The 12,276-nt window shown below is 70.6% G+C and carries 8 protein-coding genes and 1 pseudogene; 5 read left to right on the top strand and 4 right to left on the bottom strand.

All coding sequences use genetic code 11. From position 1 onward, the window contains the following. Positions 1-152 precede the first annotated feature (152 nt). From MMSR116_RS26665 to pedF, 3 genes are all read right to left on the bottom strand, one after another. Entirely contained in the window at positions 153-1,922 is a 1,770-nt protein-coding gene (locus MMSR116_RS26665; RefSeq protein WP_010683922.1) for a PQQ-dependent methanol/ethanol family dehydrogenase, read from the bottom strand. A 497-nt stretch (positions 1,923-2,419) separates the two neighbouring features. Next, the gene (locus tag MMSR116_RS26670; RefSeq protein WP_039893216.1) at positions 2,420-3,277 is read right to left on the bottom strand and encodes a substrate-binding periplasmic protein; all 858 of its coding nucleotides are present in this window, start codon (positions 3,275-3,277) and stop codon (positions 2,420-2,422) included. Then, on the bottom strand, positions 3,267-3,695 hold the full coding sequence (pedF, locus tag MMSR116_RS26675; RefSeq protein ID WP_010683924.1) for a cytochrome c-550 PedF: 429 nt from the start codon (positions 3,693-3,695) through the stop codon (positions 3,267-3,269). Before pedF ends, MMSR116_RS26670 begins: the two co-directional genes overlap by 11 nt. Positions 3,696-3,988: 293 nt before the next feature. Between pedF and MMSR116_RS26680 the strand changes: the two genes are divergently transcribed. The 5 genes and pseudogenes from MMSR116_RS26680 to MMSR116_RS26700 all read left to right on the top strand — a co-directional run bounded on the left by MMSR116_RS26680 (position 3,989) and on the right by MMSR116_RS26700 (position 11,038). After that, positions 3,989-5,149, top strand: coding sequence for an ABC transporter substrate-binding protein (locus tag MMSR116_RS26680; protein WP_432419920.1), 1,161 nt, complete (start codon positions 3,989-3,991; stop codon positions 5,147-5,149). After that, positions 5,146-6,153, top strand: a complete 1,008-nt coding sequence (locus MMSR116_RS26685) for a YVTN family beta-propeller repeat protein (protein WP_010683926.1) — start codon at positions 5,146-5,148, stop codon at positions 6,151-6,153. The genes MMSR116_RS26680 and MMSR116_RS26685 overlap by 4 nt, the downstream gene beginning before the upstream one ends. Positions 6,154-6,348: 195 nt before the next feature. After that, positions 6,349-8,477, top strand: a pseudogene (locus MMSR116_RS26690) (4Fe-4S binding protein). Next, a complete protein-coding gene (locus MMSR116_RS26695; RefSeq protein ID WP_010683928.1) occupies positions 8,474-9,451 on the top strand; it encodes an FAD:protein FMN transferase in 978 nt (325 codons plus the stop codon). The pseudogene MMSR116_RS26690 and the gene MMSR116_RS26695 overlap by 4 nt, the downstream one beginning before the upstream one ends. A gap of 456 nt (positions 9,452-9,907) precedes the next feature. Next, positions 9,908-11,038 carry a serine hydrolase domain-containing protein gene (locus MMSR116_RS26700; protein WP_010683929.1) on the top strand — a complete coding sequence of 377 codons (1,131 nt, stop codon included), beginning with the start codon at positions 9,908-9,910 and terminating at the stop codon, positions 11,036-11,038. Here the strand turns inward: MMSR116_RS26700 and MMSR116_RS26705 are convergent. Next, the gene (locus MMSR116_RS26705) at positions 11,035-12,195 is read right to left on the bottom strand and encodes a M20 family metallopeptidase (protein WP_010683930.1); all 1,161 of its coding nucleotides are present in this window, start codon (positions 12,193-12,195) and stop codon (positions 11,035-11,037) included. The genes MMSR116_RS26700 and MMSR116_RS26705 overlap by 4 nt on opposite strands. Between the last annotated feature and the right edge of the window lie 81 nt (positions 12,196-12,276).

Here is a 12,276-nt window from a genome sequence, read left to right on the forward strand (position 1 = left end):
GATCCTCACAGGATCCGCCGAATACGCGGGCGGGAGGTCCGAAATTTGATGGAAGCGGCCCCGGGGCGCAAGCGGGTGTTGAGACGACCGCCCGTATCCCGAGGCCTGGGCGTGCCGGCGGGTAAGGCCGGCACGCTTTCAATTGACAGCCTTCAGCGCGAGGCCACCGTCTTCGGCAGCTTGAACGCCCAGAAGCTGCCGCCCTGGTTGATGCCGGCGGTGGACTTGGCGACCTCGCCGCCCCAGAGCGGCACCGCGCCGCCCCAGCCGGCCGCGACGCCGACCCACTGCTCGCCGTCCTGCTCCCAGGTGATCGGCGAGGACACCACGCCGGTGCCGACCTGGAACTTCCAGACCTCCTCGCCGGTCTTGGCGTCGAAGGCCTTCAGGAAGCCCTCGGGCGTGCCGGTGAAGACGAGGTTGCCCGCGGTGGTGAGCACGCCGGCCCAGAGCGGGGCCTTGTTCTTGTACTCCCACACGACCTTGCCGGAGGCCGGGTCGATCGCCTTGAGCGAGCCGATATGGTCGTCGAAGACCGGCTTGATGGTGAAGCCGGCGCCGAGATAGGCCGCGCCCTTCTTGTAGTTCACCGGCTCGTTCCAGATGTCCATGCCCCACTCGTTGGAGGGCACGTAGAACAGCTTGGTGTCGGGGCTGTAGCCGATCGGCATCCAGTTCTTGCCGCCGAGGAAGCTCGGCACCGCGAAGACCGACTTGCCCTTCTTGTCGTCGCCGGTGGCCTTGCTCGGGTCGCCGGGCCGGTTCTCGTCGTTGTAGATCGGGCGGCCGTTCTCATCGATGCCCTTGGCCCAGTTGATCTTCTCGACGAACGGCGTCGCCGAGATGAATTTCCCGTTGGTCCGGTCCAGCACGTAGAAGAAGCCGTTGCGGTCGGCGGTAGCGCCGGCCTTGATGGTCTTCCCGCCCTTGTTCAGGTCGAACGGCACGAACTCGTTGACGCCGTCGAAGTCCCAGCCGTCGTGCGGGGTGGTCTGGAAGCCCCAGACGATCTCGCCGTTGTCGGGGTTGAGGGCGAGGCGCGAGGAGGTCCACTTGTTGTCGCCCGGCCGGAGCCAGCTGTTCCACGGGCCCGGGTTGCCGGTGCCGAAGTAGATCAGGTTGGTCTCGGGGTCGTAGGTGCCGCCGAGCCAGGTGGCGCCGCCGCCGAACTTCCACATGTCGCCGGGCCAGGTCTCGTTGGTCTTGCCCGTCATGGTCGAGGGCTTGCCGTTGAGCTCGCCCATGTGGCCCTCGATCACGGGCCGCTTCCACACGACCTCGCCGGTCTCGGCGTCGCGGGCCTCGATCCGCCCGATCACGCCGAACTCGCCGCCGGACACGCCGGTGATGATCTTGCCCTTCACGATGATCGGGGCGGCCGTGTAGCTGTAGCCGGCCTTGAAGTCGTCGATGTCCTTGCGCCAGACCACCTTGCCGGTCTTGGTGTTCAGGGCGACGAGCTTGGCGTCGAGCGTGCCGAAATAGACGTTGTCCTTGTAGAGCGCGGCGCCGCGGTTCACCACGTCGCAGCAGGGCAGGATCCCCTCCGGCAGGCGGGCGTCGTATTCCCACTTCTTGTCGCCGGTGCGGGAGTCGATCGCGTACATGCGCGAATACGAGCCCGTGACGTAGATGATGCCGTCCTTGACCAGCGCCTGGCTCTCCTGCCCGCGCTGCTTCTCGCCGCCGAACGAGAACGACCACGCCGGCACGAGGCCCTTGATGTTGTCGCGGTTGAGGGTCTTCAGCGGGCTGAAGCGCTGGGCCTGCGGCCCGAGGCCGTAGGTGACGACGTCGCCGGGGGTCTTGGCGTCGTTGATGATGTCCTGCTCGCTCACCCCCTCGGCCATGGCCGGCAGGGCACCTCCCGCCACGAGGGAGGCGACGCCCACCGCGGCGAGAAACCGGGTCCGCATTCTCATGACGTGTCCTCCGTGATCGGCCCCGGTCCGCATGGCCGGAGCGCTCGGGCTTCGGCGCGGTCCGCTCGAGTCGCGGGGCGCCCCCTTGGAGAACGAAGCTATCGATGTTCTCAGAGAAGTCTTATTGGCCATTGGTCCAATAAGTCGACAGATTTGTTCAGCATCAAAACTGTATTAGGCAACACATGAAGGCGCGCCGGCTCGGCGCCGGCGCGAAAGCGGAGGCGGTCCGGAACTGCCGCGTGCCGGCCCTCGCCCGAAGAGCTACAATGTTCACACATCTTTGGCCGGGGCGCTCTCTCCTCCCCCTTGTGGGGAGGAGTTGGAGGTGGGGGTGGTTCAGGATGGGGCGCTGCGGTGCCTCCTGCACCACCCCCACCCCTGGCCCCTCCCCACAAGGGGGAGGGGAAAGCGCCCTTTAAGGCATTGGTGCCAAGCCGAGATGTATGGATCTGGTCGTTCGCAGAGCGGGGAAGGAGAATGCGCGTCGGCGTCTCTCAATACCCCTTCGGCGGCGTGTAGGTGACGCCGTAGGTCTCGCAGATCGCCTTGAGCCGCCCGTCCGCGTTGAGCGCGGTGATCGCGTCCCCGACCGCGTAGGCGAGGTCGCGGGAATCGGTCTTCACCGCGCCGCCGATCTCCCATCGGGTCTTGACCAGCCCCGTCGACGGGACCGTGGCGATCGGGTTGTCGTCCTTCGGCGCCTTGGCGGCGAACAGGGCGGCCTCGATCGCCGCGCGGGTGCCGGCCAGGATCGGCGCCTCGCCGGCGAGGTATGCCGTCGCGGCTTCCTCGAAGCTCTTGTAATGCTTCAGGTTCGGCCGGAATCGACCGCCCTGGGCGGTGAGCAGCATCAGGTCCGCGGCGCTCGTGCCCTCCAGGGCGACAGTCTGGTCGCCGATGTCGTCGAGCTTGTCGAAGCCTTCCAGCGCGCCCTTCCGGTAGGCGAAGGCGATCTCCTGCTCAAAATACGGGGCGGTGAAGAACACCTGATCGTTGCGCAGGGCGAGCTGCCGGTCGGTCGGCACGTGCAGCATCAGGTCGGCGAGCGGCGTGCCGGCGAGGTCGCCGCGCCACAGGTTCAGCCGCAGGTCGCCGTCGACGTTCTCGCCGGCATCGACCACGCGCAGGTCGAGCTTCACCTTCAGCGATTCGGCGATGGCCTGGGCCAGATCCGCGTCGATGCCCCGGGCCTTCTTCCCGACCTCGTCGGAGAACGGCGCGTTGTCGCCGTACACAGCCACCCGCAACGTGCCGTCGGCCACGACCTGATCGAGCGGACGCGCGCCCGCGTCCGGCGGCCGAAGCGTCAAAAGCAGCCCGCAGGCCAAGAGGAGGCGCGCGCTACTCCTCATGCTTCGACTCGATGTAGCTGCGGATCGCCCAAAGGCCTTCCTGCGAGATCACCCCGTCGAAGGCCGGCATCTTGGTCACGCCGTTGATGACCGCGCCGTGCTTCATGCGCTCGACGAAGTACTCGTCGCCTTCCTTGCCCTGCGGCAGGTAGCGGAGATCCGGCGCGAGGCCGCCGGAGATCATCTCCAGGCCGTGGCACCGGGCGCAGTTCTGGTTGAAGCCCGAGGCGCCGATCGAGATGGCGTGCGCGTCGCCCTTGTAGGGGTTCTCAGTGACCCATTCGGCGCCGAGCGGCTTCAGGCCGTCGGTCTTCACCGGCTGGGGCTGGACGTCGCCGTGACCGAAGGCGCCGCCGGCCCCCAGGACCAGGCCGAGCGCGACCAGCACGCCGCCCGCCGCCGTCTTCATCGTGCGCATCCGCCGCCTCCCATCGTCGTTGTGCGACGGTTAGCAAGGTCTGGGCGGCCGACCCATTATGCTTTGGTACGGATCGGCGAAGATTAGCAGATCCACGACTAATGTTGCACTGCATCAAGACTGATGGGTGCACCTTGGTCCAATATCCGCCCGCAGCAACCCGCCCCTAGAGTCCGCGCCAACGATCATGTCGGGGGGCACGGAGGAGACGGGCGAGGATGGTGTCCTCCGGTGCGCGGCGGGCCTGGACGTGCGGACGGACCCTCGCCGGCCGGCTGCTGCCGTGCGCCCTGATGGGTCTCGCGGGGATGTCAGTGGCCGGGGCCGCGACCCCGCCGGCGGGCCCGCCCCTCACGATCCACTACCTCGAGCGGCGGGTCGAGCGGCCGGTGCCGCTGAACAACGAGGATCCGATCCCGGACGACGAGGGCGCCAAGGGTGCGGAACTCGGCCTGAAGGATTCGAACGCGACGGGCCGCTTCCTCGGACTGGCCTTCGCCCTCGACACGAAGGTCGTCGAGCCGGGCGACGACATCCGGCAGGCCTTCCGGGCGCTTCCGGATCCGCGCCTCGTGGTCCTCAATGCGCCGGCCGCGGACGTCCTCGCACTCGCCGACCTGCCGGAGGCGAAGGGCAGCGTGCTCCTCAACATCGGTGCCCCGGACACGCGCCTGCGCGACGCGGACTGCCGCAGGAACCTGCTCCACGTCCTGCCCTCCCGCGCCATGCTGGCCGACGCGCTGATCCAGTTCCTGGCGTTCAAGCGCTGGTCCCGGATCCTTCTCGTGACCGGTCCGGCCCCGGGAGATGCGCTCTACGCCGAGGCGCTGAAGCGCAGCGCGAAAAAGTTCGGGGCGCGGATCGTCGCCGAGTCGCGCTACGACCCGCAGGGCGGCGATGTCCGCGACACGGCGTTGCGCGAGTTCGCCCTGACGACCCGCGGGCCCGAGCACGACGTGGTGGCGGTGGCCGACGAGGCCGGCGCGTTCGGCGCGAGCCTCAACTACAACACCGCGTCCCCCCGGCCTCTGGTCGGCACCCAGGGCCTCGCGCCGGCGGCCTGGGGCCGCCCCGTGGAAGCCTGGGCCGCGGTTCAGCTCCAGGGGCGGTTCCGGAAGCTCGCCGGCCGCGCCATGCGGCCGGTCGACTGGGCGGGCTGGATGGCGGTGCACGCGGTCGGCGAGGCCGCCGTGAAGGCGCGCAGCACCGAGGCCGCCGCGGTCCGCGGCGCCCTGACGGCACCCGGTTTCGAGGTCGGCGGCTTCAAGGGCCGGCCCCTGAGCTTCCGCACCTGGGACGGGCAACTGCGCCAGCCGATCTTCCTGCTCTGGCCCGGGGCCGTCACCGCGACGGCGCCGCTCGAAGGCTACCTCCACCACCGCACCGAACTCGACACCCTCGGCCTCGACGAGCCCGAGAGTGCCTGCCGGGCGTTTTCCGGGACGTCAGGATGAGCCGGCTCGCCCTCCTCGCATTCATGCTCTGCCTCGCGGCGCCCGCGCGAAGCGAAGAGATCTTCGTCTCGAACGAGCGCGACAACACCGTCTCGGTGATCGACGGCGACAGCCTGGAGGTTGTGCGCACCTTCCCTGTCGGCCGGCGGCCCCGGGGGCTGACCTTCTCGAAGGACGGCCGGTCCCTCTACGTCTGCGCAAGCGATTCCGACGCCGTGCAGGTGATCGACCCGGAGACCGGTCAGGTCCGCCACAACCTGCCTTCGGGCGAGGATCCGGAGCAGTTCGCCCTGGCGCCGGACGGGCACACCCTGTTCATCGCCAACGAGGAGAACGCCACCACTACGGTGGTCGACGCGCAGACCCGCAAGGTCCTGGCGCAGATCGATGTCGGCATCGAGCCGGAGGGCGTCGCGGTGAGTCCGGACGGGCGCATTGCCGTCACGACCTCCGAGACCACCAACATGGTCCATTGGATCGACACCAAGAGCCTGGAGGCGGTGGACGCGACGCCGGTCGGCCAGCGTCCGCGCTTCGCCGCCTTCACGGCGGACGGGTCGAGGCTCTGGGCGTCGTCGGAGATCGGCGGCACCGTCTCGGTGATCGACGTCGCCAGCCGCAAGGTGACCGAGACGATCGAGTTCGCCGTGAAGGGGATCGCGGCCGACCGGATCCAGCCGGTGGGCATCCAGTTCGCGAAGGACGGGCGCCACGCCTTCGTGGCGTTGGGTCCGTCGGATCGCGTTGCGGTGGTGGATACGGCCACCTTCAAGGTCGAGAGCTACATCCTGGTCGGCCGTCGGGTCTGGCAACTCGCGCTCAACGCGGCGGGCACGCGGGTCTTCACCACCAACGGCGTCTCGGGCGACGTGACGGTCATCGACGCCGAGACCTTCAAGCCGATCAAGACCGTGAAAGTCGGGCGCTTCCCCTGGGGCGCGGCGGCCCGTCCGATGAGTGCCGCGCAGGCGCCGGACGGGCGCGCCGCCGGTGCGACGCCGTGAGGTTTTTCCAAGCGGGGTGCCGCGGCACGCCCTCCCCCGCTGAGGCTACCGGGCTCACATGTCGGGTTCGGGGCCATCATCCGGTTGCCAAGGCTGGCGGTCCAGATCTCCCACGCGCTCTCCCTCCCCCCTCTGCGGGGGAGGGAAACGCGCGGGTTGCAGATCTGGGGCAGGAACTTCTGGAAACTACTCGCGATCCGTGGCGCATTCGGCAACCACCGCAGCGCGGGGTACGTCCTGCAAGCCGCGCTTCTCCTCCTCGTCCTGCTCGCGCACCCCGCCGCCGCCGGCCAGCTCGATCGCGCCGCCCTCGAAAGATACTTCCCGCCCCCGCTGGTGGTCGGAGAGAAGGACGACAGGCTCCCGGTCTGGCCGATCCTGAAGCAGCAGGCCGGGTCCTACGAGGTCTTCGCCTACGCGTTCGAATCCGTCGATCTCGCGCCGATCCCCGGCTTCGGCGGCACGCCCCCGACCTGCTGATCGCGCTGGCCCCCGACGGCACCTTCCGGGACGTGAAGGTCGTCTCGCACCACGAGCCGGTCTTCCTCGAAGGGCTCGGCTCCGAGCCGCTCTTCGCCTTCGTCGAGCAATATGCCGGCCTCTCCGCCCGGCAGGCGATCCGGGTGGGCCGGCCGAATGCCCGGGCCGCCGGCGCCGCGCCTCAGACCACGGTCGACGGCATCTCCATGGCGACGGCCTCGACGCGGGTGATCAACCAGTCGATCCTGGCTTCCGCACTGGCTGTCGCCCGCCAGAAACTCGGCTTCGGGGCAGCCAATGTCGGCCTGAAGGTCGAGGCCAAGCCCGACCACTACGAGCCGCTCACCCTCGCCGACATCCTCGCCCGAGGCTGGGCGAAGCGGCTGACGGTGACGAACACCGCCGCCGCCGAGGCCTTCAAGGGAACCGGGGTGGCGGATGCGTCCGAGGGGCCGCCCGACGCCCCCCTGACCGACCTCTACGTGGCCTGCCTGGATCCGCCGTCGATCGGCCGCAACCTGCTGGGGCAGACCCGCTACGACGCGCTGATGCGCGAGCTCGGCCCCGGCAACCACGCGATCATGGTGATCAGCGCCGGGCCGGAGGAGGCGCCCGAGAACCCGATCGGCGACCGCTTCGTGCTGGGCGCAGTCCCCGAGCGTCTGGCGCTGAGCCAGGGCGGCCTGATCGTGAATGCCCGCGACATGGCGGTGGAGCGGCGCGACGCCGGCCTTGCCGAGGGCCTGCCGCCCGGTCCCTGGACGATCCTGCGGATCGATCAGGCCGCCGGCTTCGATCCGTCGGCGCCCTGGATGCTGACCGAGACGATCGTCCGCGAGCGCGGGCAGATCCTGTCGGAGAAGATCGCCCGGACCTTCACGGTCGAGACCGCCCTGCCCGCCGACCTGTTCACCCGGCTCCGTCCGGATGACGGGCCGAGCTGGACCGACCCCTGGCGCGCGCGGGCTCCCGAACTCGGGTTGATCGGGCTGATGCTCGGGGTGTTGGTGCCGGTGCTGGCGCGCCAGCGCGGGCTGGTGGCGGACGCCCGTCGCTTCGCCGTCTTCCGCCTCGGCTTCCTGGCGCTGACCCTCGGCTTCGTCGGCTGGTACGCGCAGGCCCAGCTGTCGATCGTCACCCTCGTGGGCCTCGTGCGCGCCGCCACAATCACCCACGACCTCGCCTTCCTGCTCTACGATCCACCCTCTCTAGTGCTCTGGGCCTTCGCCCTCGCCGCCCTGGTGGCCTGGGGGCGCGGCACGTTCTGCGGCTGGCTCTGCCCGTTCGGGGCCCTGCAGGAATTCGCCGCGCTGCTGGCCCGGCCGCTGCGCATCCGCCAAGTTACGGTGCCGCCCGGCCTCGACCGGGCGCTGCGGGCCCTGAAATATGTCGTCCTCGCCGGCATCCTCGCCGCCGCGGCGGCGGGATCGCCGCTGGCCGACACATTGTCCGAGGTCGAGCCGTTCAAGACCGCCATCACCCTGTACTTCGTCCGGTCCTGGCCGTTCGTCGCCTACGCTGCCGGGCTGCTGGTGCTCAACCTGTTCGTCTACAAGGGGTTCTGCCGCTACCTGTGCCCGCTCGGCGCGAGCCTCGCCCTCCTCGGGCGGGTGCGGATCCTCGACTGGATCCCGCGCCGGGCAGAGTGCGGCTCTCCCTGCCAGCTGTGCAAGGTGCGCTGCCGCTACGGCGCCATCGCGCCCTCCGGTCGGATCGACTACGCTGAATGCTTCCAGTGCATGGACTGCGTGACGATCATCCACGATCCCGGGCAATGCGTGCCGCAGGTGGTGGCGCGCAAGCGCAGCCGCCGCGTCGCGCCCCGGCCGGTGGCCGTCGGGTGAGCGCGCCGGTCCGCTTCGCGCCCGGACGACGACGGATCCTCGTCGGGGCCGCGGGCCTCGCCGGCCTCGGCGGCCTCGCGGCGTTCCGCGCCGCGGCGGCGTCGCGCGGGCTGACCCTTCGCACCCGCGCCGGCCTCGCCTTCGGCACCACCGTGGCGCTGACCGCCGCGGCGCCCGATCCATCCGCCATCGAGGCCGCCCTGACCGACGGGTTCGCGGCGATGCGCGCCGTGGAGGCGTCCGCCAGCCTGTTCCGGGCCGACAGCGCCCTGGCGCGGCTCAACCGGGCCGGATCCCTGGAGGACCCCGACCCGCATCTGCGCACCCTGCTGCGCTTCGCCCTCGCGCTCGCGGCCGAGACGGATGGCGCCTTCGACCCGACCGTCCAGCCGCTCTGGCCGGTCTGGGCCGGCGCGGCCGCCCGCGGCGCGCGACCGGGGGACGACGTCCTCCGGGCAACCCTGGTGCGGATCGGTTGGCGGCGCGTGCAGGTCGGGCCGGACCGTATCGTCCTGGAACCCGGGACGGCCCTGACCCTGAACGCCCTGATCCAGGGCTACGCCGCCGACCAAGTCATGGCGGCGCTCCGGGCGCGCGGCATCGACGATGCCTTCGTGGATACCGGCGAGTTCGGCGCCGCCGGTGCCCATCCCGACGGCACCCCCTGGCGCCTCGGGCTGGCCGATCCGCGCCGTCCCGCCGAGATCGCCGCCGTGATCGTCCCGTTCACGGGCTTCGCCGCGACCTCGGGCGACTACAACATGAGCTTCTCGGACGATCGCGCCGACCACCACATCTTCGATCCGGCCACCGGCCGATCGCCGCGTGCCCTGTCGTCGGTGACGGTGACCGCGCCGAGGGGCCTCCTCGCCGACGGGCTGTCGACCGCCTGCATGGTCCTGGGGCGGGCGCGCGGCGCGGCCCTCGTCTCGGCTCATCCGGGCTGCACCGCGCGCTTCACCGACAAGGGCTGACACATCCCGCGCCTGCGCACGGGGCGAGGCCCGAACCGCGCCGCGCGCTCTGCCCTGGCGCTTAGGGCTCTACGGATCAGAACATCAATCTCCTGGGCGTGTGGACGCTTCGGATGACGCGTCCGCTGCGTCATCCCGGGGCGCCGCAGGCGAGCCCGGACTCGAAGGGGTACGCCGGAGGCTGGCAACCCAGAGCCGCCGACAGTGCTGAGCTTTGGCAGGTCGGCGTGTTGGGATCCCGGGCTCCGCTGCGCGGCCCCGGGATGACGAACGTGGAGCGATTGCGGGCTCCGCGCCTCGAAGAATGAGATCGAGGTTGTTGGGCCGCGCAGAGACCAAAACTCCAGCCTGCCGAACTATAAGGCCCTGGCGGGCGCGATGGTTCTACGGGGTGTGCGATCCGCGGCGCAGGCCCTGCATGCGTCCGGACCCGAGACGACCGTCAGGAGAACGCGCGTGACAGAAGCAGCCGGGCCGTACTGGCCGACGGAGGTCTGGGCGGAGCAGGACCCGGGAGCGGCGGGGCTCGATGCCGGGCGGCTCGCGGACGCCGTCGCCTTCGCGAAGACGCACGAGAGCGCATGGCCGCGGAGCCTGTACTATCCCGACGGCCGCTATGTCGGGATCGTCGAGTGGAACGAGACCGGCCCCTGGAGCGCCATCGCCGGACCGGTGCACGAACGCGGCGGCCCGGCGGGCGTCATCCTGAAGGGCGGCCGCCGCGTCGCCGCCTGGGGCGATACGCGCCGGCCGGACATGACCTTCTCGATCGCCAAGAGCTATCTGGCGGTGCTGGCCGGTCTCGCGCACGACGACGGCCTGATCCCCGACGTGGACGCGCCGGTGCGCGACAGCGTGCCGGATCCGCTCCTCGACGGCCCGCATAACGGCGCGATCACCTGGCGCCACCTTCTGCAGCAATCGAGCGAGTGGCAGGGCATTCTGTTCGGCAAGTCCGATCAGGTCGACCACTTCCGGCAGATCGGCCCGGGGGCCGACAACAGCCGCAAGGGCGAGAGGCGCGCGCTGCAGCCGCCGGGCACGCACTACGAGTACAACGACGTGCGGGTGAACCTGCTGTCCTACTGCCTGATGCGCCGGTTCGGCCGCGCTCTGCCCGAGGTGCTGCGCGAGCGGATCATGACGCCGATCGGCGCGTCCCGGGATTGGTCCTGGCACGGTTACGACAACGCCTGGGTCGAAGGCGACGGCGAACGGATCCAGTCCGTGCCGGGCGGCGGCCACTGGGGCGGCGGCCTGTTCATCGGCGCCGACGACCACGCCCGCTTCGGGCTCCTGATCGCTAGCGGCGGCGCCTGGAACGGCCGCCGGCTGCTGTCGGAGCGCTGGATCCGCGCCATGCTGACCCCCTCGCCGACCCTGGACAGCTACGGCTACCTGTGGTGGCTGAACCGCGGCGCGGCCGCCAAGCCGCAGCTCTCCGCCTCGGCGTTCAGCGCGCTGGGCGCCGGCAACAACGTGATCTGGTGCGATCCGGAGCACGACCTCGTCGCGGTGCTGCGCTGGATCGACAAGGTGGCCCTGGACGGCTTCCTGCTCCGCCTCGCGGCGGCGCTGCCGGACTAAGGCTGCGCCAGGGCCGCGATGGTCTCGGCCATCGCGCGCGCCCGCGGGACGAGGCTCCCGACCTCCAGATACTCCTCGGGCGAGTGCGCCTTGCCGCCCACCGGGCCGACGGCGCACAGGGTCGGGCAGCCGACGCTGGCGGTGAAGCCGGAATCGGCGCAGCCACCCGTGAATTCGCCCTCGACCGGGATGCCCTGCGCCGCGCTCACGCGGGCGTAGGTCTCGAACAGCGCGCGCGAGGCCGCGTCCTGCACCAGCGGCAGGAATTCGCCCTTGATGGTGAGGTGCGCGGTGGTGCCCGGCACCGTGGAGGACGCCACGATCGCGCCGATCCGGCCCATCGCCGCCTCCCGGTCGGGCGGCGTCACGTAGCGCAGGTCGATCTCGCAGGTCGCCCGGGGGGCCACGGTGTTCACCGACTGGCCACCCGAGACCAGCCCGACATTCACCGTCGTGCCGCGGTCGAGATCGGTGATCGCGTGGAGCGCGACGGTCTTGTGGGCGAGTTCCAGGATGGCGCTGCGCCCGTCCGCGTAGTTGCCGCCGGAATGGGCCGCCTTGCCCGACACCGCGAGCTGCATGAACACCCCGCCCTTGCGGCCGGTGACGACGTTGCCGGTTGGGCGGCCGGGCTCGGAATTGAGCACCGCCCGGGCACCGCGGGCGGTCTCCTCGATGATCGGCCGGCAAGCCGGGGAGCCGATCTCCTCGTCGCTGGTGAACAGGCCGACCAGCGGCACCGGCGCGCCGCCGGCCCGATGGTGGGCCGCCAGCACGAAGGCGTTCATCACGAGGCCCGCCTTCATGTCGGCGACGCCCGGCCCGTAGGCGCGGCCCTCGGCGATCCGGAACGGGCGCTCCCCGGCCTCGCCCTTCGGGAAGACCGTATCGCGATGACCCATGAGCACGACCGGGCGGTTGCCGCCCCCGGATCCGGCGACCTGGGCCCGCAGCGCGTCGCCGTAGCCCACCACGGGGATCGTGGTGACCGGGATGCCTTCTCCGGCGAGGAACGCCGCGATGCGGGTGCCGACGGCGTCGACGCCCGGCTTGTCGTAGGAGCCGGAATCGATGTTCACCAGATCCTCGAGGAGGGCCAGCATGGCGCCCTCCTGCCCGTCGAGCCAGCCGAGGGCTTCGGTCTCACGTGTGGCCATGAAGGTCCTCGTACGGGTCTGTCGGAACCGCTCGCAGAGACGGCGCCGCGTCCGAACGAGCCGCCGCTGGGGTCGGCCGCG

It is taken from the genome of Methylobacterium mesophilicum SR1.6/6 (assembly GCF_000364445.2).
In the GTDB taxonomy this organism is placed as follows: domain Bacteria; phylum Pseudomonadota; class Alphaproteobacteria; order Rhizobiales; family Beijerinckiaceae; genus Methylobacterium; species Methylobacterium mesophilicum_A.